Raw genomic sequence first — 24,700 nt, forward strand, 5'->3', positions numbered from 1 at the left:
AAGGGATCTGGGTGAGGGTCAGGCGCGGCGTATCTGCACGATATTGCCCGCGGCCGCTTCCGTCTGCGCCGGGGCGAGGCTGCGCTGCGACGCCGGCAGGTCGGCCTCCCAGCGCGCGAGATCGCGCAGCATCCAGCCGCGCTCGGGCATCGGCACCTCGGCCATGGGCGGCAGCACGCGTCGCCAGCCCGGCCAGCCGGTCGCTTCCGCCAGCGCCGCCTTGATCGAGGCGACGAAGGCCTGCCGCGACAGCACGAAATCGCCGGCGGTGATGGCGGGAACCAGCGCCCGCCGGTCGAAGGCCGTCGGCGCGTCGAACATCGCCCGCATCAGCCGCGGCATGACGTTGCCGAGCCCGCAGATGGTGCCGCGCGCGCCCACCGCCAACGCCTGCGGCATGTGGATCTCGGAGCCGGTGAAGATCGACAGGTGCGAGAAGCGTCGCACCAGCGCCTCGGTGTAATCGAGGTCGCCACCGCTGTCCTTCACGCCATAGATCACGCCCGGAAAGGCCTCGTCGAGACGACGGATGACGCGCGCCGTCAGCGGCACGCCGCAGATGTCGGGGAAATGGTAGAGGCACAGCCGCAGCCCCGGCCGGGCGATACGCTCGATGACGGTGGCGTAGAAGCGCCAGGTGCCCTCTTCGCCGATGCCGGAGCGATAGACGCAGGGCGGCATCAGCAGCACGCTGTCCACCCCCTGGTCGACCGCGTGACGGGCGAGATCGACGATGTCGGGAATTGCCATCGCATTGACCGACACCATGACGCGGCCCGGCTCGACGCCCGCCGCGAGCAGGCCTTCGAGTCCGCGACGGCGGTCGTCCGCGGCGAATTCGGTACCCTCGCCGGTGGTGCCGAACAGGGTGATGCCGTCGCAGCCCTGCGCGACCAGCCAGGCGCAATGGGCGGCCAGGCGATCGATGTCGGGCGTGAGATCGGGCGTGAGAGGGGTCGCTGCGGCCACCATGAGGCACTGGTCGGCGGGAAGCGGGCTGCGGCCCGGCGGCGGACGCCGCTCGGCGGTGGAAGCGCTGGAGGAGCTCGGGGTCACGGACATCACATCGTTCACGCCGCCCGGGTCGGGCAGGTCAAGAATGATGATTGATTGCACATTGTCAACATTCAGCTTGACGACTTCCCCGCTCGGTGGAAGCATCCGCTTCAAGATGCGGCGTTCGACCGCGGCCGAAGAAGCAACACAGGGGAATATCCATGACCAGCCTGCCGCCCGTCCTCTGCCGGCCCCTCGCCCGGCGTCATTTCCTCGCGGGCGCCGCCGGCGTCCTGGCGACACCCTTCATCTCCCGCCTCGGCCATGCTGCCGGCAAGGTGATCCGCATCTCGACGCCGGGCTCCGACGCCGAATGGCAGTCCAAGGCGCTGGTGAAGTTCAAGGAAGCGCTGGACAAGGAAGCGCCCGGCGTCTTCGACGTGCAGATCCATTTCAACGGCACCCTGTTCGGGCAGGGCACCGAGATCGAGGCGATGCAGCGCGGCAATCTCGAGGTCGGCATGATCTCGCCGCAGGATGTCGCCGAGCAGATCCCGGAGTTCTCGATCTTCACGACCGGCTACCTGATCCGCGATCCCAAGCACCTCGACGCGGTCTATGACGGGCCGATCGGCAAGGAGTACAAGGCGCGGGTCGCCAAGGACATGGATATCGAGATCCTGCGCAGCCAGTATCTCGGCACCCGCCATGTCGTGCTGCGCCAGCCCAAGGACGTGAAGGTTCCCAAGGACCTCGCCGGCGTGAAGCTGCGCATGCCCGGCTCCGCCTCGTGGCAGTTCCTCGGCAAGGCGCTCGGCGCCAACCCGACGCCGCTCGCCTTCGAGGAAATCTACCTCGCTCTGCAGACCGGCACCATCGACGGCCTCGAGAACCCGCTGCCCGATATCATCTCCAACAAATTCTACGAGGTCTCGAAGCAGGTCGTGCTCACCGGCCACATGGTGGCGAACACCTTCTTCACCATGTCCGCCAAGTTCTGGAACGGGCTCGACGCCAAGCAGAAGGCGGCCATCGAGAAGGCCGAGGCCGCCGCCAAGGCCTTCAACGACGCGGGCGTCATCTCGACCGAGAAGGAGGCCGCCGCCTTCCTCGAGAGCAAGGGCGTGAAGGTGACGACGCCGGAGGTGCCGGTGTTCCGCAAGCAGGTGCTCGCCGCCTTCGCCGATTCCGATTTCGCCAAGAACTGGCCGAAGGGGCTGCTGCAGAAGATCGAGGCGGCGTGATGAGCGCCGTCGTCGAGGGCGACGACGGAGGCACGGTGACCACGGGGTCGATCTGGATCCGGCGCTGGAAGCGCTTCGCGGAGCATGTGGCGGCGGGCCTGTTCGCCCTCATGTTCCTCGGCTTCATGATCCAGATCATCAGCCGGTATGTCTTCGACATGCCGGTCTCGTGGTCGCTGGAGATCTGCTCCATCGCCTATGTGTGGGTGGTGTTCTGGAGCTGCGACATCCTCGTCTCCGAGCGCAAGCAGATCGTGTTCGACCTGCTCTACAACGCGTTCCCGCCGCAGGCGCGGCGGGTGCTGGCCGTGGGCCTCACCGGCACGATGGGGCTGGTCTTCCTGGCCGCCATCCCCGGCACGGTCGACTACGTGATGTTCCTCGCCCGGCGCAGCTCGATGCTGCTGCGGGTGCGCATGGACATCGTCTATGGCTGCTTCGTCATCTTCATGGTCGCCGTGGTCGTCAACGCCGTCGTGCGCATCGCGCGGCTGCTCGGGCGCAACTGGCGCGAGCATCTCTGATCAGGACGCACCCCCGTGAGCCTTGCCGCCTATGTGATGTTCGGCCTGTTCTTCGTCTGGTCGTTCCTCGGCATGCCGATCGGCCACGCCATGCTCGCGGCTGCCATCGTCTACCTGTTCATGACCGGGCAGGACATTGGCCTCGTCGCCTCGCAGAGCCTGAACGGGCTCTATTCCAGCTTCGTGCTGATGTCGGTGCCGCTGTTCATCTTCTCCGCCGAGATCATGAACGCCTCGCACATCACCGACCGGCTGTTCCAGTTCGCCAACCTGATGGTCGGGCGCTTCAAGGGCGGCCTCGCCCATGTGAACATCGTCGCCAGCGTGATCTTCTCGGGCATGAGCGGCAGCGCGCTCGCCGACGCCGCCGGGCCGGGCAAGCTCGAGGTCGACATGATGGTGAAGGCCGGCTACTCGCCGGGCTTCTCCGCCGCGCTGTCCACCACATCGGCGATCGTCGGGCCGATCATCCCGCCCTCGATCCCGATGGTGCTGTACGGCGTCGTCACCAATACCTCGATCGGCTACCTCTTCCTCGGTGGCGTCATCCCCGGCCTGCTGCTGGCCGGTGCCCAGTCGGCGGTGGTAGTCTATCTCGCCCGCCGCCGCGATTTCCCGATCGAGCCGCCGCCGAGCGTCAGGCAGGCGGTGACCGCCACCTTCGACGCGCTGCCGGCGCTGATGATCCCCGCCATCATGCTGGGCGGCATCTATTCCGGCGCGGTGACGCCCACCGAGGCGGCGGCGGTGTGCGCGCTGTTTGCGCTCGTGCTCGCCTTCTTCTGGTACCGTTCGCTCGGCTTTGCGGGCCTGCACGGCGTGCTGGTGGAGAGCTCGCGCGCCACCGGCGTCGTCGCCATCACCATCGCCGGGGCGCTGGTGATGAACTGGATCGTCGCGGCCGAGCAGATCCCCGAGCGGATGGGCAACTGGATGACCGCGCTCGACATGACCCCGGTCATGTTCCTGCTGGCGGTGAACATCCTGTTCCTGATCCTCGGCGCCTTCCTCGACACGCTGCTGATGCTGTTGATCATCGTGCCGATCCTGATGCCGACCGTGATCCATCTCGGCATCGACCCCGTGCATTTCGGGGTGACCTCGGTGGTCAACATGATGATCGGCCTGGTGACGCCGCCGATGGGCGAGCTCGTCTTCCTGATCGCCGGCGTGTCCGGCATCAAGGTCGCCGACATCACCAAGGAGCTGTGGATCTTCCTCATCGTGCTGATCGCACTGCTCTTCGTGCTCGTCTACGTGCCGGAGATCACGCTGTGGCTGCCGGAGAAGATGGGCTACCAGCCGCTGGTGCGCGCCGCCGGCTGAGACGTGAAACAACAGGAAAAGCCATGCCGGCCATGAAAGAGCTCGTGAAGGGCGTCGACCGCTACCGCCACTACATCGGTGGGCAGTGGGTGGAATCTACCCTCAAGGAATGGATCGACGTCGAAAACCCGGCGACCGGCGCCGTCATCGCCTCGGTGCCGAGGGGCAGCGAGGACGATGCCGACCGCGCGCTGGTCGCCGCCCGCGCCGCGCAACCGGCCTGGGAGGCGCTGCCGCCGCAGAGCCGCGGGCAATTGCTGCGCGACCTTGCCCGGCTCATCCTGGAGAACCGCGAGCGGCTCGCCCGCATCGTCGTCGCCGAGCAGGGCAAGCCGATCCAGGAGGCGCGCGGCGAGATCGAGGGCGCCGCGCTCTACCTCACCTATGCCGCCGAGGAGGCGCGCCGCATCACCGGCGACATCATCCCCTCCGACGTGCCAGACGAGCAGGTCTGGATCCAGAAGGTCGCCCACGGCGTCGTCGTCGGGCTCACCGCCTGGAACTACCCGGCGGCGCTGATGTGCCGGAAGATGGGTCCCGCGCTGCTGGCCGGCAACACCATCGTCATCAAGTCCCACGAGGGCACGCCGCTTTCGGCGCTGGAGATCGCGCAGCTCTCGGCGCAGCTCGATTTCCCGCCCGGCGTCATCAACGTGATCAGCGGCACCGGCGAGGGCGTGGGCGCGGCGCTGGTGCGCCATCCCATCCCGCGGCTGATCACGCTGACGGGCAGCGTGCGGGCGGGCAAGGAGATCTTCCGCGCCGCGGCCGACGACCTGAAGCTGCTGCGGCTGGAACTGGGCGGCAAGGCGCCCTTCGTTGTCGCCGAGGATGCCGACATCGGCGCGGCGGTGCGGGCGGCGGTGCTCTCGCGCTTCGAGAACTGCGGCCAGATCTGCATCTGCAACGAGCGCATGTATCTGCATCACCGCATCGCCGACGAGTTCCTCGACAAGTTCACTCGCGCGGTGAAGGCGCTGAAGGTGGGCGACCCGACCACGCTGGTGGATGTGGGGCCGAAATTCTCCGGGCCCGAGCTCGCCAAGGTCGAGCGCATGGTGGAGGCCGCCCGCGCCGCCGGGGCGCAGGTGCTCACCGGCGGCCGGCGGCTCACCGAGGGCGAGTTCGCGCGCGGGCACTGGTACGAGCCGACCATCCTGAGCGTCACCGACAACCAGATGGCGATCATGCAGGACGAGGTGTTCGGGCCGGTCGTGCCGGTGATGAGCGTCGGCGATTTCGACGAGGGGCTGCGCCTCGCCAATGAAAGCCGCTACGGCCTCTCGGCCTATGTCTTCACCAAGGACTTGCGGCGGATGATGCGGCTGGTCCGCGAACTCCGCTTCGGCGAGATCTATGTGAACCGGCCAGGCGGCGATGCCGTTCACGCCCATCACGCCGGAATCCGCGACAGCGGCATCGGCGGCGAGGACGGCAAGTATGGTCTCGACGCCTATTTCCAGAAGAAGACGATCTATGTGAACTTCGCCTGAGCGGCTTGTGCCCACCCGCCGCCAGGGCGAGTGCCTCCGACACAGGGTTGCACCTGTGCCGGAGGCACAGGCGTCAGCGGCTCGAGGGGCGGCGCCGCATCGATCGGAGTTGACCTTGACATTGCCGCCGCCGCGGCCGGGCCTGTCCGCCCGCGACGCCCTCGCCCGCTTTGCTCCCGGCCTGCCGCCGCGCCGGCCGAGCCTGCTTCTCGCCGGCCCGGGCGAGATGGTGGCGCGGCTCTACCCGGTCTGGGACGCGGCGCTGCGGGAGCGGCCCGACATCCGCCTCGTCATCGCCGTGCCCCGCACCGAGCTTGCGATGGTGCGCCGGCGCTATCCGCACGAGATCGTGCTGGCGCTGCCCCGCGAGCCGCAGGCTCCCGCCTGGCGCGCGCGGCTCGGCGTGCTCGCAGTGGCAGCGCCGGACGCCGATCCGACCAGAACGGTGGCGCAGCTGCTGGCCTCCGCGCCGCCCGCCGCGGCCGGGACGCTCCGGGAGAGGATGCTGCGCCGCCTCGCGGGACCGCCGCTCGACTCGGTGGCGGCGCTCGGGCGGCGGCTCGGCGAGCCCGGTGCCATCGTCTGCCTCGGCAACGGTCCCTCGTCCGAACATCCCGATCTTGCGGCGCTGGCCAGCGACGCGGCGCTGTTCCGGGTGAACTGGATCTGGCGCGCGCGGGGCGTGCTGACCGCGCCGGACGTCGTCTTCACCGTCGATCCCGACCTGCCGGAACCCGGGCGGGCGCCGGTGATCCTGTTCCCGACGGCGGCGACGGGGCTGCCCATCCTCACCCGCCACGCGCTGCGGCTGCGCCCGCCGCGGGCAGGCTACGGCTTCCTCGACCGCTTCGAGCCGCCGGTGGCGGAGCTGTCGCTCCCGCGCATTCCGACCAATGGCGCGCTGATGGTGGCGGTGGCTGCCGCACTGAAGCCCGCCCGGCTGGTGATCGCCGGGATCGATCTCTACCGCCACCCCGGCGGGCGCTACCCGGGCGACACCGATGCGGTCGACGGCTATGCCCGCGAGCACAGCGCCGATCTCGATCTGGCGGTGATCGCAGCGGCCCTCGCCGGTTTCGACGGCGAGGTGGTGATTCTCGGGGCGCCGCTACGCGCGGCGCTCGGGCGCGGCTGAGGGCGCCCCGCGTCGTCAGCCCTGCGGGTCGTCGGGCTCGCTGACGAGCCGCCCGGCGCTCGCCCAATCATCCGGGGAGATGGAGACGAACACCACGTCCACCACGTCCGGCGCGCAGCCGAGGATGCGGGAGGCCTCGCGGGTCACGACTTCGGCGAATTCCTTCTTCTGGGCGCGGCTGCGCCCTTCCAGCAGTTCGACACGGATGATCGGCATCGGTCCTCGACTCCTTGCACTTCTACAGCCACGCGTTCACGTGCCACGGCGCGAACTCGTCCTCTCCATAGCCGAGTTCCTCGCTGCGTGTCGCCGCCCCCGAGGCCGTGGCGAGCATGAGGGCGAAGATCGCCTCGCCCATCTCGTCGATCGAGGCGGTGCCGTCGAGGATGGCGCCGCAATTGATGTCCATGTCGTCGGCCATCCGGCGGTACATGGCGGTGTTGGTGGCGAGCTTGATCGAGGGGGCGGGGCGGCAGCCGAAGCAGGAGCCGCGCCCGGTGGTGAAGGCGACGAGATTGGCGCCGCCCGCCACCTGGCCGGTTGCGGAGATCGGGTCGAAGCCCGGCGAATCCATGAAGACGAGGCCGCGCCGCGTGACCGGGGCGGCATAGCCCACCACCTCGACGAGATTGGTGGTGCCGCCCTTGGCGACCGCGCCGAGCGACTTCTCCAATATGGTCGTCAGACCGCCGGCCTTGTTGCCGGGGGAGGGGTTGTTGTCGAGGCCCTGCGGCTCGTCTCGGGTGTGCTCTTCCCACCAGTCCAGCAGGCCGATCAGGCGCTCGCCGGTGGCGCGGTCGGCCGCGCGTTCGAGCAGGAGATTCTCGGCGCCATAGATTTCCGGGGTCTCGGAGAGGATGGCGGTGCCCCCGCAGGCGACGAGACGGTCCACCGCAGCGCCGAGCGCCGGGTTGGCCGAGATGCCGGAGAAGCTGTCCGAACCGCCGCATTGCAGGCCGACCACCAGCTCGCTCGCCGGGATCGGCTCGCGCCGTGCGGTGGCGGCGGCCACGAGCATCTCCTCGACCATGCCCATGCCCCTGGCGACACTGGCGCGGGTGCCGCCCTCGTCCTGCATGACGAGAGTGCGCAGCATCGGGCCGGCGACGAGAGCCTCGTCGCGCATCAGCGCCTCGATCTGGTTGTCCTCGCAGCCGAGACCCACCAGCAGCACGCCGGCGAAGTTGGGATGGCGGGCATAGCCGCCGAGCGCCCGGCGCAGCATGCCCATGGAACGCCCACCCTCGGCGATGGAGCAGCCCGATTTGTGGGTGAGCGCGACCACGCCGTCGACGCCGGGATAGGGCGCGAGGCGGGCGGGATCGCGGAAATGGTCGGCGATCAGCCGGGCGACCAGCGCCGAGCAGTTCACGGAAGTGAGGATGCCGACATAGTTGCGGGTCCCGACCCGCCCGTCGGGACGGCGGAAACCCTGGAAGGTCGGCACCTCGAGCTGCGGCCGGCGCGGCGCATTGCTCAGCCGCGTGCCGATGGTGCGCGTCGCCATCGAGGTCTCGAAGCCGAGATTGTGGACATGGACATGCCCGCCAGCGGGGATATCGCGGGTGGCGACGCCGATGGGCTGGCCGAGCCGGTGCACGACGGCGCCGGCCGCGAGAGGCACCAGCGCCACCTTGTGGCCGAAGGGGATGGGCTCGCCCGCGCGGCCTGGCACCGGATCGAGCGCCTCGCCAGGGGCGAGAGCACGCAACGCCACGCCCACCTCGTCGGCGGGATGAAGGCGCAGGATCGCGGCAGGAAGCGAGAGGTCGGCGGCGGCAGGCACCGAAGCAGCAGGCAGGGACTCGGGAGGCATGGCAGGGTTTCCTCGACCGGCGGGCGCCTCAGCCGGCGCCGACCTCGCTCGCCTCGCTCTGGTGCAGAAGCTGGGTGAGCAGCTTCACCTCGGCGTCGTTATGGCTGCAGGCGAGGCGCTCGGCGGTGGCGGCATCGCCGTCGATCAGCGCCTCGACGAGGGCGGCGTGCTCGGCGATCAGTTCCTCATAATCCTTGGGCAGGAAGCCGGACTGGACCATGTGGAAGCGTACCTGCTGCATGATGAAGCGGTGCTGCTCGGCGAGCCTCTGGTGATGGGCCAGCGCGATGACCGCGGCGTGCAGGTCGAAGTCGATGTCGGTCGCGTCCTGGAAGCGCTCCTCGCGGATGGCGCGCAGGAGGTCGGCAACGATGCCGCGCAGGCGTGCGCCGTCGGCGGGCGTGACGTTGGAGGCGGCGAGACGGGCGCCGAGCCCTTCGAGCGCGCCGCGCAGCGTGTAGATCTCCCAGGCGTCGGACACCGAGGCGCCGGAGACTTCCCAGCGGGTGAAGGCAACCTGCTGCACCAGCCCTTCGCTCGCAAGCTGGGCAAGGGCCGAGCGCACCGTGCCCCGGCTGACCTCCAGTTCCGCCGAGAGCTGGGTCTCCAGCAGGCGCGCGCCGGCCGGCAGCACACCCTCGAGGATATGCGCGCGAATCTCGTCCGCCGCGCGGCGGTCGAGCAGCCTCTTCTCGGACTTCAAGCTGGTGAGCTTCGCCATGAATCGCCTCGCGTTCCCATGGTGGAACGGTCCTTCGTGAAATAATCCGGGGCGTTCGGTAACGCAACGAAAATTGCTGACAATCAAGAATCACGCTTGCGCTCGTCGGCGCGCCGTGCAGGAATGCTGACAATCAGCCATGAGGATAACATGGGCACCAGTGTCCGGATCGGCGTCGACATCGGCGGAACCTTCACCGATCTGGTCCTGATCGGTGCGGACGGGCGCACCGCGTTTCTGAAGACATCCTCCACTCCCGAGTCGCCGGAACGGGCGGTGGTGACCGGAATCGCCGCCATTCTCGACGCGGCGGGCGTCGCGGCAGCCGACGTCGCCGAGGTCGTCCATGGCACGACGGTCGGCTCCAACACGCTGCTGCAGAAGGTCGGCGCCCGCTGCGGGCTCATCACCACGCGCGGCTTCCGCGACGTGCTGGAGATCGGCCGGGTGCGCACGCCGGGGATGTTCGACCTCGCTTGGCGCAAGCCCGAGCCGCTGGTGCCGCGCCGCTGGCGGCTGGAGGTGACCGAGCGGATCGGCGCGCGCGGGGAAATCGTGACCCCGCTTGCCGAGGAGGACGTGCGGCAGGCGGGCGCGGAGCTGGTCGCGGCGGGCGTCGAATCGGTCGCGGTCTGCTTCCTCAACTCCTATCTGAACCCCACCCACGAGGAGCGGGCGGCAGCGGTTCTGCGTGCGGCGTTCCCTGACCTCGCCGTCACCGCCTCGGTGGCGGTGCTGCCGTCCATGGGCGAGTACGAGCGCAGCTCGACCACGGCGGTGAACGCCTATGTCCTTCCCGTCCTGCGCGGGTACATCGCGCGGCTGGAGACGGCGCTGCGCGAGCTCGGCATCGCCGCGCCGCTGCTGATCGGCAATTCCAACGGGGGGCTCTCCACCGCCGCCATGGCGCGGGAGAAGCCGGTGTTCTTCGTCTCCTCCGGCCGCGCCTCCGGGGCGGTCGGGGCGGCGCGGCTCGGCGACGCGATCGACATGCCCGATCTCATCGCCTTCGACATGGGCGGCACCACCGCCTCGGCGACGCTGGTGCAGGCCGGTGACGTGAGCCGGACGCATGAATACGAGTTCCGCGACGGCATCTCGACGCCGAGCCGGCTGATCAAGGCCGGCGGTTACATGATGCGGGTGCCGACCGTCGACGTCGCCGAAGTCGGCAGCGGCGCGGGCTCGATCGCGACAATCGACGGCGGAGGGCTGCTCTGCGTCGGTCCGCGTTCGGCCGGCGCCTTCCCCGGTCCCGCCTGCTACCGGCAGGGTGGCGTGCACGCCACCGTCACCGATGCCAATCTCGCGCTCGGCCTCTTACCGCCGGCGCTCGGCGGCGGTGCGCTGACCCTCGACGTCGCCGCGAGCCGCGCAGCTTTGACGCGCGATCTCGGGGTGCCGCTCGGGCTCGGCGTCGAGGATGCCGCCTGGGGCATCCGCGAGGTGGCGAACACCAACATGGCCCGCGCGATCCGCGCGGTGACGGTCGAGCGCGGCGTCGATCCGCGCGACTTCACGCTGGTCGCCTTCGGCGGGTCGGGACCGGCGCATGCCTGCGACCTCGCCGCCATGCTGGGCATGCGCCGCGTGCTGTTTCCCCCGGCGCCGGGCGTCTTCACGGCGGCCGGCATGCTGGCGGGAAGCCTCGAACACCATTTCCTGCGCCCCTTTGCCGGCTCGCTCTCCGCGCTCGATGCCGCCGCGCTGAAGGCCACGAGCGCGGCGATGGGGCAAGAGGCGCGCGCGGCCTTCGCTGCCGACGCCTATCCGGTGGACGACCTCGTCCACCGCTTCGCGCTCGATCTGCGCTTCGAGGGGCAGGAGGCGGCGATCCCGGTGCCCTTCACGCCGGGCGCGGGCCCTGCGGAACTCGCCGACGATTTCCGCGCCGCCTACCGCACGCTCTACGGCTATGTCGCGCAAGACCGCATCGAGACGGTCGCCATTCGTCTTGTCGCGCAGGCACCGCTGCGGGCCGCCTTCGATTTCCGCACCACGCGCCTCGCGCCGCCTGCCAGCGCGGCCGCGCAGGAGACGGCGCGGCGCGCCTATTTCGGCCGGGCACGGGGGTGGATCGACGTGCCGGTGCTGCCGCGCAGCGCCTTCACCGGCGAGCGCGCCGGGCCGCTGGTGCTAGAGAGCGCCGACAGCACCCTTATCGTGCCGCCCGGCTTCACCGCCGCCGCCGGCCCCGCCGGCACCATTCTCGCGACGCATGAGGAGCCACGCCGATGACCCCTCCGGCATCCACTCCCTCCCCCGTCGCGGCCGACGATCCCATCACCTTCGCCGTGCTCAAGAGCGGTCTCGACACCATCGTCGACGACATGGCCTATGCGGTGATGCGCACGGCGCGCTCGCCCATCGTGCGGGATGTGCTCGACTATTCCGCCACGCTCTGCGACCGCCACGGTCGCATCCTCTCCCAGGCGAAGACGGTGGCGCTGCATCTCGGCGCAGTGCCGGACGCGATGGAAGTGATCCGCGCCCGCTTCGCGGATGACCTCGCGCCCGGCGACGTGGTGATCCTGAACGACCCTTACCAGGGCGGGATGCACCTGCCGGATATCTTCATGTTCAAGCCGATCTTCGCCGACGGCGCGCTGTTCGGCTATTCGGTGGTGATCGCCCACCACTGCGATGTCGGCGGGCGCGTTCCCGGTTCCAATGCGAGCGACTCGACGGAGATCTATCAGGAAGGCCTGCGCATCCCGCCGATGAAGCTCTATGAACGCGGCGTCCCCAACGCGACGCTGCTCGCGCTCATCCGCGCCAATGTGCGCCTGCCCGACCTCGTCATCGGCGATCTCGACGCCCAATATGCCACCTGCAACATCGGCGAGCGCGAGCTGCTGCGGCTGCACGCGCGCCATGGCGGGGCGGTGCTGGACGCCTATTTCGACCGGCTGATGGATTATGGCGAGGCGCTGACGCGCAAGGCCATCGCCGGCTGGCCGGACGGCACCTACCGCTTCACCGATTATATCGACGGCGACGGCTTCTCGACGGAGCCGCTGCCGATCGTCTGCGCCCTCACGGTGGCGGGAGACCATCTCCATGTCGACTTCACCGGCTCGGCGCCGCAGACGCGTGGGGCGATCAACGCCACCTTCTCCTTCACCAAGTCCGCCACCTATCTGACCGTGCGCTGCGCGCTCGACCACGACGTGCCGAACAATGCCGGCGTCTATCGCTGCATCACCGTCACCGCGCCGGAGGGTTCGATCCTCAATCCCCTGCCGCCGGCGCCGGTCGCGGCGCGCGCGCTGACCGGCTACCGGGTGGTGGATACGGTGATGGGCGCGCTCGCCCAGATCGCGCCAACGAAGATGATGGCAGCGGGAGAGGGCGGCAACACGGTGGTCGCCATCGGCGGCTACGACAAGGAGACCCGCGCGCCCTTCGTTCTGGTCGACATGATCAACGGCGCCTGGGGCGGGCGCCACGACGCCGACGGCATCGAGGGCATCACCAACCCCTCCCAGAACATGTCGAACCTGCCGGTCGAGACGCTGGAGCAACGCTATCCGTTGCGGGTCGAGGCCTATGGCTTCCGGCCTGATTCCGGTGGGCCGGGTGAATATCGAGGCGGGCTCGGCCTCACGCGTTCCTACCGGCTGCTGGCGGGCGAAGCGGTGCTGCAGCTGCGCGCCGACCGCCACGACCATCCGCCCTATGGCCTGTTCGGCGGCCGGCCGGGCGCGCCTTCGCGCAATTTCATCGCCGACGGCGACGACGAGCGGCCGCTGCCGGCCAAGGTGACCCGGGACATCCACGCCGGCACGCTGATCCGCCACGACCAGGCGGGCGGCGGGGGCTATGGCGACCCGCTGGAACGCGCGATCGAGGCTATCGCGCGCGACATTGCCGACGGCAAGGTGAGCCCCGCGGCGGCCGAGGCCGCCTATGGCATCGTGCTGCGCGACGGGGTGATCGACGCCGAGGCCAGCGCAGGCCGACGGCAGCAACGGCGGCAGCAACAGGGGACGAGGTCATGACAGGCGTGGCGGTGGTGACCGGCGGGGCGAGCGGGATCGGCGAAGCGGCCGCGCGCGCTTATGTGGCGGCCGGCTGGCATGTGGTGCTGGCGGACATAGACACGGAGCGGGGCGAGGCAATCGCCGCCGAACTCGCGCCGGGCGGGCGGATCAGCTTCATGCCGCTCGACGTCGCCCGGGAAGAGGCTGTCGAGGCGTTCGCGGCGGCGGTCTATGACCGATATGGCCGGGTCGACGCGCTGGTCAACTCGGCCGGCCTGCTCCAGAACGCCGTGCGCTCGGTCGACATGAGCATCGCCGAGTTCGATCGCATCCACACCGTCAATGTCCGCGGCACGCTGCTGGCGAACCGCGCCTTCGGGCGGCGCATGTGCGCGGCGAAGAGCGGCGCCATCGTCAATCTGTGCTCGCTCACCAGCTTCCGCCCCTCCGCCCAGCCGGCCTATGCGATCGGCAAGGCCGGACTGAAGATGATGACCGAGCTGATGGCGGCGGAGTTCGGACCGCACGGCGTGCGCGTCAACGCCGTGGCGCCCGGCTACACATTGACGCCGGCCATGAAGAACCGGATCGAGCGCGGCGAGCGCGACCCGAACGCGGTGATTGCCAAGTCGGCGCTGCGGCGCTTCGTCGAACCCGCCGAAGTGGGGGCCGTGATCCTGTTCCTCACCTCGGCGGCGGCTTCCGCCATCACCGGCGCGACGCTGCCGGTGGATTGCGGCTGGCTCGCCACCTCCGCCTATACCGCCCACGCCGCGCAGCCGCCGGCACGGGATTGACGAGCCGACGCGTGCGGCCACACCCGGAAACGACATCGCCCCCGGCGCTGAACGCGCCGGGGGCGATGTGCATTAAGGGTAGTTTACTGGAAGATCTTGGTGAACTGCCGCTTGATGGCAGGACCTTCCTTGTCGATGTAGTCGAGATCGATCGGCGTGATGGTGAGGCTTTCGATGGTGGGGCTGCCCGCCGGCGCGGCGATGTCCTCGCGGGCCGAGTAGCCGCCGGTCGCCGGGAACATCTGCTGCGCCTCGTCGCTCAGCAGGAAGTTCATGAACAGCTTGGCCGCCTCGGGATGGGGCCCGCCCTTGACGATGGCGGTCGGGGCCGGGACGAGGAAGGTGCCGTCGGCCGGGTAGACCGCCTCGATCGGGAAGCCGGTGAGCTTGGCATCGGCGGCGTAGGAGTTCGAGGCGGCGACGGCGATGACCCGCTCGCCGCGCTTCACCATGTCCGAGACCTGCTGGCCGCCCTGCACCACCATGGCGCCGTTTTTGGCCAGCGCCTGATAATAATCCCAGCCGAGCTTCTGGGCGATGGTGCCCGTCACCGCGACCTGCATGGCCGAGAAGGACGGATCGGCCATGACCAGCTTGTCCTTGTACTTCGGATCGGTCAGGTCCTTCAGCGTCTTCGGCACGTCCTCAGGGGCGACCTTGTCGGTGCGGTAGTAGATCGTCACCATATTGAGGCGCTGGGCGGTATAGGCACCGTTCGGGTCCTTGGCGATCGCCGGCACCTTGTCGAAATGCTCGGGCTTGAAGGGAACGAAGGCACCCTTGTTGGCGAGCGCGGTGATTTCGGCCTGGTCGGAGGCGGTGAGCACGTCCGCGGCGACGCGGCCGGCATCCGATTCCTGCTGGAAGCGGCGCATGATCTGCGAGCCGCCGGAGCGGAAGAGATCGACCTTGATGCCGGTCTTCTGGGTGAAGAGGTCGGCGGTCTTCTGGGCGATCGCGATCGGGGTGGAGGTGTACCAGGTCACGGTCCCCTCCTGCTTGGCCTTCGCCTCGTCGACCCCCGATTGGGCATGGGCGGGCGATAAGGCGAGAACCACGCCGACCAGGGCGGCCAGCATGGGGGCCGCGGCGGGCTTCGCCGCGAGATTGGGCAGCAGCATCGTCTTCCTCCCGTTGTGGATCGTTCCGATCCTCTTGGCGTCGTGGTGGTCCGCTCAGGCGGCGGTCGCGAGGGGTTTGGCGCCCGCCTCGCGCGGGAACAGCAGGCATTCGGCCGGATCGATGCGCACCGCGAGGGCCGCCCCCGGCTCGGCGATCAGCAGCGGGTGCGACTGCGCCCGCACCACGAGATCGCCGGGCAGGCGCACGAGATATTCGGCGAGATTGCCGAGGAAGGTGCGCTCCGTCACGGTGCCCTGGAGCGTGGAGGCTTCGCCCGCCCCGGCCGGCTTCAGGTGGACGTTCTCCGGCCGCACCGCCAGATCCGCCTTCGTCCCCGCCGTCGCCCAGCCCGGAACGGCCATGTCGAGGACGATGTCGGAACCAATGCGGACATGGCCCGCGTCCAGCACCTCGACGGGCAGGATGTTCACCAGCCCCATGAAGTCGGCCACGGTGCGGTTCTTCGGGCGGGCATAGACCTCGAGCGGGGTACCGTATTGCTGCAGCTTGCCGCCATGCATCACCGCGATCTGGTCGGAGAGCGCCAGCGCCTCGGCCTGGTCGTGCGTCACGTAGACGAAGGTGATCCCGGTGCGGCGCTGCAGCTCCTTGAGCTCGGAACGCATGTGCTCACGCAACTTGGCATCGAGATTGGAGAGCGGCTCGTCGAGCAGCAGAATGTCCGGCTCCACAACCAGACTGCGGGCGAGCGCGACGCGCTGCTGCTGGCCGCCCGAGAGTTCGTTCGGAAAGCGCCCCTCGAGCCCGGCGAGGTTGACGAGGGAGAGCATGCGCTCGACCTTCGCCTTCATCTCGGACGCCGGGATCCGGCGCAGCTTCAGGCCGAAGGCGACGTTCTCGTAGACCGTCTTGTGCGGCCACACCGCGTAGTTCTGGAACACCATGCCCATGCCGCGGTTCTCGGGCGAGACCACCGAGCCGGGCGACGACAGCAGCCGCCCGTCGACATGGATGGTGCCGGCGTCGGGGGTGAGATAGCCGGCGATGAGCCGGAGCGTCGTGGTCTTGCCGCAGCCGGAGGGCCCCAGCAGGGTGACGAACTGGCTGTCGCCGATCTCGAGGTCGAGGCTCGACAGCGCCGCCATGTCGCCCTTGCCGGTGTAGCTCTTCACCAGGCCGCGGATTGAAATGCCGCCCATCAGGCTGCTCCTATCTTCGGACTTTCGAGGTTTGCCTTGCCGATGCGCCCGCCGCCCAGCCGCGTGGCGACCCAGATGGCGGCACCGATGATCACCATGTTGACGATGGCCAGCGCCGCGACCGGCTCGGTGTAGCCGCTCTCGAACAGGTTGTAGACGGCCACCGCGAGGGTGATCGTGTCGGAGCTGAACAGCAGGATCGACGCGCTGAGTTCCTGGATGACGGGCACGAAGACGAGCAGCCAGCCGGCGAAGAGGCCCGGCCGCATCAGCGGCAGGGTGATCTCGCGCGCCGTGGTCACCCAGGGCGCGCCGAGGATGCGCGCGCTCTCCTCCAAGCTCGAGTCGATCTGGCGCAGCGAGGTGCTGGCGGCGCGCACGCCAAGCGGCACGTAGCGGCCGACATAGGCGAGCAGCAGGATGGCCATGGTCCCGTAGAGCGGCAGCGGCGTCGACAGCCAGAATTGCAGCAGGGCCACGGCCATCACGATCCCGGGCAGGCCGAGCGGCACCAGTGCGATGTAGTCCAGCACCCGCCGGCCGAGGAACTTGGTGCGCAGGTCGATCCAGCCGACGATGGCGCCGATGAAGATGGTGAGCGTGGCCGCAACGGTCGCGAGGATCAAGCTGTTCAGGATCGCCTTGCGGGTGATGGCGTAGTCGACCAGCACGTATTTGTAGTTGGCGAGCGTCAGCCCAGTCCAGAAGTTCAGACCCCACGTCTTCGAGAAGGACACCGCGATCAGCGTCGCGAAGGGCAGCAGCACCGCGATGAGGAACACCAGCGCGCAGAAGCCGAACAGCAGCCAGCGGGCGGGACCGAGATCGACGAGTTGGGGACGCGAGCCCTTGCCGCCGAGCGTCACATAGGAGCGGCGTGCCAGGAAGCGGCGCTGGAGATAGAGCGCGGCGACGGTGATGAGCACGAAGACCAGCGACAGCGCCGAGGCGATGCCGTTCTGCGGCGGGTAGTCGAACAGCGAATAGATGCGCGTCGGCAGGGTCGGGATGCGCGCAGGCAGGCCGATGATCGCCTGGCTGCCGAACAGCGCGATGGCGTGCACGAAGGCGAGCAGCGTGCCCGCGACGATGGCCGGCGCGACCAGCGGGAGGGTGATGGTCAGCGCCGTGCGCAGCCGGCCGCAGCCGAGGATCTGCGCGGCTTCCTCATAGGAGGCATCGACCGACTGAAGCGCGCTCGAGGCGAGCAGATAGACGAAGGGGAATGTCCCGAGCGTCGTCACCAGCACGAGCCCGGTCATCGAGAAGACGTTGAAGGTCAGAAAGGGGAGATGCAGGACGTCCCGCAGAAACACGTTCACCAGCCCGGAATTGGGGCTGAACATGTTCACATAGGCGATGGCGGTGAGGAAGGCCGGCGACAGATAGGAGACGACGGCGGTGATGTGGATGAAGCGCTTGCCCGGCACATTGGTGCGACTGACCGCCCAGGCGAAGGGCACGCCGATCGCCACGCTGAGCACGCCGACCCAGAAGCCCAGCTTCAGTGAATTGAACAGCGCATTGTAGTAGAGCGGTTCGGTGACGACCTCGTAGAAATTCGTCAGACCGACGCCCACATCCGACACGAAGCTGCTCTTCAGCAGCGAGGCCAGCGGCAGCACGATCAGCACGACCAGCGCGACCACGCCGCCGCCAAGGATCAGGTACTCCCAGCGCAGCGACGATACCGGCCGGCGCGGCGCCTCCACCGCCCCGGCGGCGATCAACCTCTGTTCGCTCATGCACTCTCACCACATCACGGCCGTTGCGGACGCGCTGCGGCGAAGAGGCCCCGCAGAGCCCCGCACGTCACCCGACATCGGCGTTTCCTCGATCTTGTTTTGCCCGAACGATCACACCCCCTATCACCAATGTCAACCAATTGGTGATTGGATAACATTGATTTGTGATGCATCGGTAGCGGCTGGAGCGATTTTCGCTGAAATCGACGGAGCCTCCACCGCGTTCGATTGACCAGCAGGAGACCAATAGCTAAAACCAATTTGGATTGGTTGACGCCTTCCGCGCCTTCCCGCTCCTTGAAACAATCCGGATGCCGACAATGACCGACTATGTCGTGGAGCCGCCCGCGCTACCGTCGCTGCCCGTCGAGGGAACGACAAGCCGCTTTCCAGTCCGCCGCATCTACTGCGTCGGGCGCAACTACGCCGCACATGCCGTCGAGATGGGCGGCGACCCTGACAAGGAGCCGCCGTTCTTCTTCCTGAAGAACCCCAACAACGTCCTCGACAGCGGCAAGGCCTTCCCCTATCCGCCGCGCACCTCGGACCTGCATTTCGAGATCGAGCTGGTGGTCGCGCTCGGCAAGGGCGGCAGCGACATCACCGTCGAGGATGCTCTCTCGCACGTCTACGGCTATGCCGTGGGCATCGACATGACGCGCCGCGACCTCCAGAACGAAGCCAAGGAGATGCGCCGCCCGTGGGAAATCTCCAAGGCGTTCGAATGGTCGGCGCCCTGCAGCGCGATCGTGCCGGCGTCGACGATCGGCCACCCCGACCAGGGCGCGATCTGGCTCGACGTCGACGGCAAGCGTCGGCAGACCGGTGATCTCAACCAGCTGATCTGGAAAGTGCCGGAGATCATCGCCCACCTCTCAGCCCTGTTCGAACTGGCGCCGGGCGATCTCATCATGACCGGCACCCCTTCCGGGGTCGGTTCGGTGCAGCGCGGCGAGACCATGCATGGCCATGTCGACGGCATCGGGGACGTCCGCACGCCGGTCGTCTGAGGCGGCACGCGGCAGAAAATCAAGAACAGGCGAGGCCGACCGTCCCGCGGCCGGCCTCGCCGCTCATGTCAGGGGAAACGCATGACGAGTTCGCCAAGGACGGGCGCAGCCAGCGCCACGTCATCCGCAACGCTCCGCCCGCTCAGCCGGCTGGACATTCCCGGCGGCGGGCAGGTGGTGGTCCAGAACGGCTTCGCCTATGTCGGGCACATGTCGCCACCGGACGGGACGTCCATCATCGATGTGCGCGACCCCTCCCGCCCGCAGGTCGTCGCCACCCTGCCGCCGACGGACCATTTCTCCCACACGCACAAGGTCCGTGTGGCCGGCGATCTGATGATCACCAATGTCGAGCGCCATAAACGCCATTTCTACCGCAAGGGCGAGCAGATCGCCGGCGCCAGCGCGACCTTGGCCGCGAAGCTGGGCCGGTCGCCGACGGATGCCGAGGTCGCAACCGCCCTCGGCGTCGCCGAGAAGGACATGCCGGACCTGCGCGAGGGGCTGGCGCGTGGCTATTCCGATGGCGGCTTCCGGGTCTGGAACATCGCCGATCCCGCCAATCCCCGGCTGCTGGCCTATGTGAAGACGGGCGGCATCGGCGTTCACCGCTTCGACATGGACGAGCGCTATGCCTACATCTCGACCGAGATGGCGGGTTATGTCGGCAACATTCTCGTCATCTACGACCTCGCCGACCCAAGCGCGCCGCGCGAGGTCGGGCGCTGGGCGATGCCGGGCCAGCACGTCGCCGCGGGCGAGACGCCGACCTGGCCGGGCCAGAAGCACCGGCTGCACCACGCGCTGCGTTGCGGCGACCAGATGTGGGCGGCCTGCTGGTTCGCGGGCGGCTTTGTCATTGACATCTCCGACATGAGCCATCCTCGAACGATCGGCAGCTACAACTACCACCCCCCCTTCCCCGAGCCGACGCATACCTTCATGAAGCTGCCCGAGCCCGTCGCCGGCCGGCATCTCGCCCTGATGATCGACGAGGAGCACGATCATGTTCCCGGGCAGCCACACGGCTTCCTCTGGATCATGGATGCCACCGATCCCGCCGCGCTGAAGCCGATCTCGACCTTCCATGTCAGCGAGATGGAATCGCCCTATGCGCGCACCGGAGCGCGCTTCGGCGCCCATCAGTTCCAGGAGAAGCAGGTCGGTAGCCTCGTCTTCGCCACCTGGTTCGCCGGCGGGCTGCGGGTGATCGACCTCGCCGATCCGCAGCTGCCGCGCGAGGTCGCGTCCTATTTGCCCGATCCATTCCCGGGCCACGTCGCGCCGCAGAGCAACGACGTCGATGTCGACGAGAACGGCGTCGTCTATGTGCTCGACCGCGACCGGGGCCTCGACATACTGGCCTTCGAGCCGGGCTGACGCTCGCGCCGGCGCGAGTTCGACACGACCTCGAAAACGGTCAGGCGAGGCGTTCGACACGCGCCTCGCCGAAACTCGAATCAGCCGCCGGCGAGACGACGAAGCGGAGGAAGTCCGTGGCCGGCGCTTCGCCGGCGGCGCCCCGGACCGATACCGCGTCGTAGATCGTGTAGTTCTGCAGCGACGCCGGCAGTTCGGCCGCCAGACGCACGCCGAGATCGCGGTGAACCTCGATCTCGGTCACCGCGCCGAAGCCGACATGGCCAGACGGGGCGTCGGCCATATGGACCATCACGTCGCGCCCGGTCGGCAAACGGATGAGCCTGCCTTCCAGCTCCGCCGCGAGGCCGAGCCGGGCGACGATCTTCTCGACGTGAAGCCCGGTCGACGCCCGGTTGACGACGATGGCCTCGGCTTCCCGCAGTGCCGCAGCGAAGCCGGCCTCGTCGGAGATGTCGGGAGCCACGCGGCCCTTCACGCCAACCAGCCCTACCCCAACCCGCGCCAGCGCGATGCGCTCGGCGACGGCCATCTCCCCGTCGCGCACGAGACCGTCGATCAGCGGTCGCGGCGCGACGACGAAGTCGTAGCGCTGGCCGTCCTTCAGGCGCGCGGCGATGGCGGGAGCGGTATCGAAGGTGATACGGGCGGACACACCCGTGCGCGCGTGGAACGCCACGCTCAGGGCCCCCAGCACGGCTTTGACCGCCCCGGCGCTCAGAAGATCGATGGGTTCGCTATGCATGGTCCTGCGCGTGACGGCCGCCGGCAGATGCCGGGAGTGGAACAGCTCCGCGTCAACGCGGACAGCTTCAAAACTCCCGGTTCGCCAACGCCGCGTCAAGGTTCAGCCGTCAAGGTCGTCGCTCCCCCGGGGCAGGATTCGTAGCGTGTCGCGCAGGCAGGCCGCGGCGTTCCGTGCCGCCGGGAGGCGTGCAGTTCGGCACACGGCGATAATGATGGCACCGGGGGCCTCGCAAAAGACCCGGGGTGATCGCGGCTATCATTGCCTCGCCGACGTCAGGCCGATAGACACGGACGGGATGCGCGGCCGGCTCGTTTCAACCACCGCGCCATGGGCGGACGGAGATGGTAAAGCTCGCAACAGACGAGATGGCGCCCCGGCGCCTTGCCCGAGAGGTCCATCGGCGGCTGGAGGACATGATCTTCTCGGGCCGCCTGCGCGGCGGCGAGGTGCTGACAGAGCGGCGGCTTGCCGAAGCCCTCGACGTCTCGCGCACGCCCCTGCGCGATGCACTGCTGATGCTTGAGGGCGAAGGTCTTCTGAAGCGACGCGGCGCGCGCCATCTGGAGGTGCGCCAGATGACCGTGCCCGAATACATGCAGGTGCTGAATGTGCGCCGGGTGCTGGAATCGGAAGCCGCGCGGCTCTCGGTCGATCGCATCGATCGCGCCCGCCTGAACGAGTTGCGGAACGGGCTGTCCGAGCTCATGGCGCGCGGGAGCGGCGACGCACGCGACGACGATGCCACCGCAAGCGCCGCCCTCGACAGCGCGATGCACGAGGCGATCGCCGACGCCTCCGGCAACCCGCTGATGGCCGAGATCATCCGCGACCTGCGCCGGCGCACCCGCATCTTCGATCTCGGCCGCATGCCGGACCGAGCCGCCGCGGTCTATCGCGAGCACATCGCCATCATCGCGGCGATCGAGGGCGGCGATGCGCCCGCCGCCGCCGCCGCGATGACGCGGCACCTCGACAATGTGAAGGCCTCGATCATCCGCCATCTCACGACGATCTGACGGTCGCGCCGCTAGACGCTGCGGATCAGGCCACCATCGATGCGGATCTGGGTGCCGGTCACGTAGCTCGCCCGCGTGCTGGCGAGGAAGGCAACGACATCGGCGAATTCGCGCGGATCGCCATAGCGCCCCATCGGAATGGTGGCGCGGGAGGCCTCCGCGACGGCTTCCAGCGTCGAACCGCCGCGCGCCGCCGCGGCGGCGTCGAGCTCGTCGATGCGCGCCGTGTGGATGCGCCCGGGGAGCACGCAGTTCACCGTGACGCCGTCCTTCGCCACCTCGCTCGCCAGCGTCTTGGCCCAGCCAACGATGGCGGAGCGCAAGGCGTTGGAGATGCCGAGGTTGGGAATGGGCTGGGCGACGCCGGACGAGACGATGTTGATCACGCGTCCGAAGCCGCGCTGCCGCATGCCGGGTAGAAGACGGGCGGTCACGGCAAAGATCGGGGCCACCATTGCGTCGAACGAGCGAGCCCACTGATCGGGGGCCACCTGCGCCACCGGTCCGGGCGGCGGCCCGCCGCCATTGTTGACAAGGATGTCGACCGGCTGCCCCAGCCCGTCGAGCGCGGCGGACAAGCTCGCCGCGTCGCCGAGGTCGACGACGAGTTCACCGGCATCCCCGCCAGCGGCACGGATGTCGGCGGCGACGCGCGCCACGCGGGCGGCGTCACGCCCGCTCACCATCACGCGCGCGCCCTCCGCCGCCAGCGACCGGGCGATGGCCTCGCCAAGGCCGCGGCTGGAGCCGAGCACGAGGGCCGTGCGGCCCGCCAGTCCGAGATCCATGACTACTTCCCCAGCCGGGCGTCGAGGCGAGCCATCAGTTCATCGAGTTCCTGATGGTCGCGCGCAGTCATCTTCGGACCGGGATGGCGCGTCGCGGAGCAGGCGATAGCGCCCCGGCGGCGCAGGATCTCCTTGCGCACGGCAAGACCGAAACCGAGCTGCTGCTCGTGGCGCAGGATCGGCAGATAGATATCGAACAGATCCTCCGCGCCCTCGGCATCGCCGGCGAAGAACTTCTCGCAGACGCCGACCAGCATCTCGGGATAGGCGAAGCCGGTCATGGCGCCGTCGACACCGCGGCGCAGTTCCTGCGGCAGGTAGAGGCCGCCATTGCCGACGAGAATGCTGATGCGCCGGCCCTTGCCGGCGTCCGAGCGCTCGCGCAGCTTGGTGATCTTGGAGAGGCCCGAACCCTCCTCGTGCTTCAGCATCACGAAATTCGGGAAATCGTCGATCAGCCGGTTGATGACCGCGACGGAAGTGACGACCTGCGTCGTCTGCGGATAGTCTTGGTAGCAGACCGGAATGTCCGGCCCGAGGCGGCGGAGCACGGTCTCCCAGTAGGCGTAGATCTGGTCGTCGGTCTTCAGGCCCGAGAGCGGGGCGATCATCAGGCCGGCGGCGCCCTTCTCCATCGCCTGGTTGGCGAAGCGGACCAGATTGTCGGTGCCCGGATTGGTGGCGCCGACAACGATCGGCTTGGTGCCGTCGACCCGCTTCATGACATGGTCGAGGAAGCCGCTGGCCTCCTCCGGCGTCAGCTTTCCGGCCTCGCCGAGCACGCCGAGGATGGTGATGCCGGTGACGCCCTTGTCCGCGTAGAAATCGAGCAGGGTGTCGGTGCTGGCGAGATCCACCTTGCCGTCGTCCGTGAACGGCGTCGGCGAGATGATGTAAACGCCGCGCGTGGTCTCGCTGATCTTCTGGGGAGACATTTGCGTCCTCAAATGCTGCTGAGCTTCAGGATGATGCTTTGCTTCACGTTGTCGATGTGCTGCCGGATGGCTTCCCGCGCCGCCTCGCGGTCGCGCCGGCGCATGGCCTCGATCATCGCGAGATGCTCGTGATGGCCGATCTCGAAGCGCTCGGGCACGCGGTCGAGATTGAAGGTGTAGGTCTTCACGCGCAGGCTCTCGATCATGCCTGCGAGCACCGCGTTGCCGCTGTGGCCGGCGATCATGCGGTGCAGGCGACTGTCGACGTCCCAATCGGCTTCGGCGCTGGGCTTGGAGGTTGCGAGCAGAGTGCGGATGTCGTGCTCCACCGCGTCGAGCTCTTCGGCCGGAATCCGCGGCGTCGCGAGGCTGATCGCCTCGCATTCCATGATCTGGCGGACATGCAGGGTCTCGATCAGCTCGCGGGTCGAGAACTCCTTCACCACCATCACCCGACCCGGCTTGCGGGTAACGAAGCCTTCGCTTTCCAGCCGGTTCAGCGCCTCGCGCACCGGCGTGCGGGAAATGTCGAGCGACTCCGCCAGACGCCGCTCCTGAAGCACGGCGCCCACCGGAATTTCCCGTTTGATGAGCTGGTTCAATAGCCGGTCATAGGCCATCTGGCTCAGCGCCCTGGGGGCCGGCTCAAGCCGATCGGAGGCGTCGTCGTCCACTTCCTTCATCACATCTCGCTCGTCCGACGGGTTCAGGCGGCGGGGAATGCCCCACGGTGCACGGGAGAGCCGCCCCCGCGCACCGTG

General features: G+C 68.6%; 22 protein-coding genes. 11 read left to right on the forward strand and 11 right to left on the reverse strand.

The genetic code is table 11. The features are described 5' to 3' along the window. Positions 1–18: 18 nt before the first annotated feature. Positions 19–1,062 carry a dihydrodipicolinate synthase family protein gene (locus ACEUEL_RS17160; RefSeq protein WP_405707794.1) on the reverse strand — a complete coding sequence of 348 codons (1,044 nt, stop codon included), beginning with the start codon at positions 1,060–1,062 and terminating at the stop codon, positions 19–21. 155 nt (positions 1,063–1,217) lie between these two features. Between ACEUEL_RS17160 and dctP the strand changes: the two genes are divergently transcribed. The 5 genes from dctP (at position 1,218) to ACEUEL_RS17185 (ending at position 6,718) form a co-directional block, all read left to right on the forward strand. Next, positions 1,218–2,240: a TRAP transporter substrate-binding protein DctP gene (gene dctP / locus ACEUEL_RS17165; RefSeq protein ID WP_405707796.1), complete on the forward strand. Its 1,023-nt coding sequence runs from the start codon at positions 1,218–1,220 to the stop codon at positions 2,238–2,240. Then, positions 2,240–2,764 carry a TRAP transporter small permease gene (locus ACEUEL_RS17170; protein ID WP_405707798.1) on the forward strand — a complete coding sequence of 175 codons (525 nt, stop codon included), beginning with the start codon at positions 2,240–2,242 and terminating at the stop codon, positions 2,762–2,764. Before dctP ends, ACEUEL_RS17170 begins: the two co-directional genes overlap by 1 nt. 15 nt (positions 2,765–2,779) lie before the next feature. Further along, a complete protein-coding gene (locus tag ACEUEL_RS17175; RefSeq protein WP_405707800.1) occupies positions 2,780–4,090 on the forward strand; it encodes a TRAP transporter large permease in 1,311 nt (436 codons plus the stop codon). Positions 4,091–4,113: 23 nt separating this feature from the next. Continuing rightward, complete coding sequence (gene aldA / locus ACEUEL_RS17180) at positions 4,114–5,583, forward strand: aldehyde dehydrogenase (protein ID WP_405707802.1); 1,470 nt, start codon at positions 4,114–4,116, stop codon at positions 5,581–5,583. A gap of 115 nt (positions 5,584–5,698) precedes the next feature. After that, entirely contained in the window at positions 5,699–6,718 is a 1,020-nt protein-coding gene (locus tag ACEUEL_RS17185) for a hypothetical protein (protein WP_405707804.1), read from the forward strand. Between the two features lie 15 nt (positions 6,719–6,733). On the opposite strand, the gene ACEUEL_RS17190 is transcribed toward ACEUEL_RS17185, so the two are convergent. From ACEUEL_RS17190 to ACEUEL_RS17200, 3 genes are read right to left on the reverse strand one after another with little or no spacing between them, the layout of a single operon-like run. Beyond that, the gene (locus ACEUEL_RS17190; protein WP_405707806.1) at positions 6,734–6,934 is read right to left on the reverse strand and encodes a tautomerase family protein; all 201 of its coding nucleotides are present in this window, start codon (positions 6,932–6,934) and stop codon (positions 6,734–6,736) included. A 22-nt stretch (positions 6,935–6,956) separates the two neighbouring features. Next, positions 6,957–8,534: a UxaA family hydrolase gene (locus ACEUEL_RS17195; protein ID WP_405707807.1), complete on the reverse strand. Its 1,578-nt coding sequence runs from the start codon at positions 8,532–8,534 to the stop codon at positions 6,957–6,959. A 28-nt stretch (positions 8,535–8,562) separates the two neighbouring features. After that, on the reverse strand, positions 8,563–9,255 hold the full coding sequence (locus ACEUEL_RS17200; RefSeq protein ID WP_405707809.1) for a GntR family transcriptional regulator: 693 nt from the start codon (positions 9,253–9,255) through the stop codon (positions 8,563–8,565). A 150-nt stretch (positions 9,256–9,405) separates the two neighbouring features. Here ACEUEL_RS17200 and ACEUEL_RS17205 point away from each other — a divergent pair, with 150 nt between their 5' ends. The 3 genes from ACEUEL_RS17205 to ACEUEL_RS17215 are packed head-to-tail and all read left to right on the forward strand — an operon-like array spanning position 9,406 to position 14,035. After that, the gene (locus ACEUEL_RS17205) at positions 9,406–11,493 is read left to right on the forward strand and encodes a hydantoinase/oxoprolinase family protein (RefSeq protein ID WP_405707811.1); all 2,088 of its coding nucleotides are present in this window, start codon (positions 9,406–9,408) and stop codon (positions 11,491–11,493) included. Beyond that, positions 11,490–13,256: a hydantoinase B/oxoprolinase family protein gene (locus ACEUEL_RS17210; RefSeq protein ID WP_405707813.1), complete on the forward strand. Its 1,767-nt coding sequence runs from the start codon at positions 11,490–11,492 to the stop codon at positions 13,254–13,256. Before ACEUEL_RS17205 ends, ACEUEL_RS17210 begins: the two co-directional genes overlap by 4 nt. Then, positions 13,253–14,035 (forward strand): SDR family NAD(P)-dependent oxidoreductase, encoded by a 783-nt coding sequence (locus tag ACEUEL_RS17215; protein WP_405707815.1) that lies wholly within the window; start codon positions 13,253–13,255, stop codon positions 14,033–14,035. The genes ACEUEL_RS17210 and ACEUEL_RS17215 overlap by 4 nt, the downstream gene beginning before the upstream one ends. Positions 14,036–14,118: 83 nt before the next feature. On the opposite strand, the gene ACEUEL_RS17220 is transcribed toward ACEUEL_RS17215, so the two are convergent. From ACEUEL_RS17220 to ACEUEL_RS17230, 3 genes are read right to left on the reverse strand one after another with little or no spacing between them, the layout of a single operon-like run. Continuing rightward, positions 14,119–15,156, reverse strand: a complete 1,038-nt coding sequence (locus tag ACEUEL_RS17220; RefSeq protein WP_405707817.1) for an ABC transporter substrate-binding protein — start codon at positions 15,154–15,156, stop codon at positions 14,119–14,121. A gap of 54 nt (positions 15,157–15,210) precedes the next feature. Further along, positions 15,211–16,317 (reverse strand): ABC transporter ATP-binding protein, encoded by a 1,107-nt coding sequence (locus ACEUEL_RS17225; RefSeq protein ID WP_405707819.1) that lies wholly within the window; start codon positions 16,315–16,317, stop codon positions 15,211–15,213. After that, the gene (locus ACEUEL_RS17230; protein ID WP_405707821.1) at positions 16,317–18,062 is read right to left on the reverse strand and encodes an ABC transporter permease; all 1,746 of its coding nucleotides are present in this window, start codon (positions 18,060–18,062) and stop codon (positions 16,317–16,319) included. The genes ACEUEL_RS17225 and ACEUEL_RS17230 overlap by 1 nt, the downstream gene beginning before the upstream one ends. Before the next feature lie 320 nt (positions 18,063–18,382). Here ACEUEL_RS17230 and ACEUEL_RS17235 point away from each other — a divergent pair, with 320 nt between their 5' ends. Both ACEUEL_RS17235 and ACEUEL_RS17240 read left to right on the forward strand, forming a co-directional pair. Further along, positions 18,383–19,072 (forward strand): fumarylacetoacetate hydrolase family protein, encoded by a 690-nt coding sequence (locus ACEUEL_RS17235; protein WP_405707822.1) that lies wholly within the window; start codon positions 18,383–18,385, stop codon positions 19,070–19,072. 81 nt (positions 19,073–19,153) lie between these two features. Then, on the forward strand, positions 19,154–20,452 hold the full coding sequence (locus tag ACEUEL_RS17240) for an LVIVD repeat-containing protein (RefSeq protein WP_405707824.1): 1,299 nt from the start codon (positions 19,154–19,156) through the stop codon (positions 20,450–20,452). 40 nt (positions 20,453–20,492) lie between these two features. Here the strand turns inward: ACEUEL_RS17240 and ACEUEL_RS17245 are convergent, their stop codons facing one another. Then, positions 20,493–21,296 carry a substrate-binding domain-containing protein gene (locus tag ACEUEL_RS17245; protein WP_405707826.1) on the reverse strand — a complete coding sequence of 268 codons (804 nt, stop codon included), beginning with the start codon at positions 21,294–21,296 and terminating at the stop codon, positions 20,493–20,495. 245 nt (positions 21,297–21,541) lie between these two features. Between ACEUEL_RS17245 and ACEUEL_RS17250 the strand changes: the two genes are divergently transcribed. Further along, the gene (locus tag ACEUEL_RS17250; protein ID WP_405707828.1) at positions 21,542–22,216 is read left to right on the forward strand and encodes a GntR family transcriptional regulator; all 675 of its coding nucleotides are present in this window, start codon (positions 21,542–21,544) and stop codon (positions 22,214–22,216) included. 11 nt (positions 22,217–22,227) lie between these two features. On the opposite strand, the gene ACEUEL_RS17255 is transcribed toward ACEUEL_RS17250, so the two are convergent. Genes ACEUEL_RS17255 through ACEUEL_RS17265 form a run of 3 tightly spaced genes read right to left on the reverse strand, consistent with a single transcriptional unit; the run spans position 22,228 to position 24,622 of the window. Then, positions 22,228–23,004, reverse strand: a complete 777-nt coding sequence (locus ACEUEL_RS17255) for an SDR family oxidoreductase (protein ID WP_405707830.1) — start codon at positions 23,002–23,004, stop codon at positions 22,228–22,230. Positions 23,005–23,006: 2 nt separating this feature from the next. Beyond that, entirely contained in the window at positions 23,007–23,939 is a 933-nt protein-coding gene (locus ACEUEL_RS17260; protein ID WP_405707832.1) for a dihydrodipicolinate synthase family protein, read from the reverse strand. An 8-nt stretch (positions 23,940–23,947) separates the two neighbouring features. Beyond that, the gene (locus ACEUEL_RS17265) at positions 23,948–24,622 is read right to left on the reverse strand and encodes a GntR family transcriptional regulator (protein WP_405707834.1); all 675 of its coding nucleotides are present in this window, start codon (positions 24,620–24,622) and stop codon (positions 23,948–23,950) included. Positions 24,623–24,700: the final 78 nt, after the last annotated feature.

The organism is Ancylobacter terrae, assembly GCF_045108345.1.
Lineage (GTDB): Bacteria > Pseudomonadota > Alphaproteobacteria > Rhizobiales > Xanthobacteraceae > Ancylobacter.

Coding starts and splice junctions, on each gene's coding strand:
- ACEUEL_RS17160 (WP_405707794.1), bottom strand. CDS start 1,062: ATGTCCGTGACCCCGAGCTCCTCCAGCGCTTCCACCGCCGAGCGGCGT.
- dctP (WP_405707796.1), top strand. CDS start 1,218: ATGACCAGCCTGCCGCCCGTCCTCTGCCGGCCCCTCGCCCGGCGTCAT.
- ACEUEL_RS17170 (WP_405707798.1), top strand. CDS start 2,240: ATGAGCGCCGTCGTCGAGGGCGACGACGGAGGCACGGTGACCACGGGG.
- aldA (WP_405707802.1), top strand. CDS start 4,114: ATGCCGGCCATGAAAGAGCTCGTGAAGGGCGTCGACCGCTACCGCCAC.
- ACEUEL_RS17190 (WP_405707806.1), bottom strand. CDS start 6,934: ATGCCGATCATCCGTGTCGAACTGCTGGAAGGGCGCAGCCGCGCCCAG.
- ACEUEL_RS17195 (WP_405707807.1), bottom strand. CDS start 8,534: ATGCCTCCCGAGTCCCTGCCTGCTGCTTCGGTGCCTGCCGCCGCCGAC.
- ACEUEL_RS17200 (WP_405707809.1), bottom strand. CDS start 9,255: ATGGCGAAGCTCACCAGCTTGAAGTCCGAGAAGAGGCTGCTCGACCGC.
- ACEUEL_RS17205 (WP_405707811.1), top strand. CDS start 9,406: ATGGGCACCAGTGTCCGGATCGGCGTCGACATCGGCGGAACCTTCACC.
- ACEUEL_RS17210 (WP_405707813.1), top strand. CDS start 11,490: ATGACCCCTCCGGCATCCACTCCCTCCCCCGTCGCGGCCGACGATCCC.
- ACEUEL_RS17215 (WP_405707815.1), top strand. CDS start 13,253: ATGACAGGCGTGGCGGTGGTGACCGGCGGGGCGAGCGGGATCGGCGAA.
- ACEUEL_RS17220 (WP_405707817.1), bottom strand. CDS start 15,156: ATGCTGCTGCCCAATCTCGCGGCGAAGCCCGCCGCGGCCCCCATGCTG.
- ACEUEL_RS17225 (WP_405707819.1), bottom strand. CDS start 16,317: ATGGGCGGCATTTCAATCCGCGGCCTGGTGAAGAGCTACACCGGCAAG.
- ACEUEL_RS17230 (WP_405707821.1), bottom strand. CDS start 18,062: ATGAGCGAACAGAGGTTGATCGCCGCCGGGGCGGTGGAGGCGCCGCGC.
- ACEUEL_RS17235 (WP_405707822.1), top strand. CDS start 18,383: ATGACCGACTATGTCGTGGAGCCGCCCGCGCTACCGTCGCTGCCCGTC.
- ACEUEL_RS17240 (WP_405707824.1), top strand. CDS start 19,154: ATGACGAGTTCGCCAAGGACGGGCGCAGCCAGCGCCACGTCATCCGCA.
- ACEUEL_RS17250 (WP_405707828.1), top strand. CDS start 21,542: ATGGTAAAGCTCGCAACAGACGAGATGGCGCCCCGGCGCCTTGCCCGA.
- ACEUEL_RS17255 (WP_405707830.1), bottom strand. CDS start 23,004: ATGGATCTCGGACTGGCGGGCCGCACGGCCCTCGTGCTCGGCTCCAGC.
- ACEUEL_RS17260 (WP_405707832.1), bottom strand. CDS start 23,939: ATGTCTCCCCAGAAGATCAGCGAGACCACGCGCGGCGTTTACATCATC.
- ACEUEL_RS17265 (WP_405707834.1), bottom strand. CDS start 24,622: ATGAAGGAAGTGGACGACGACGCCTCCGATCGGCTTGAGCCGGCCCCC.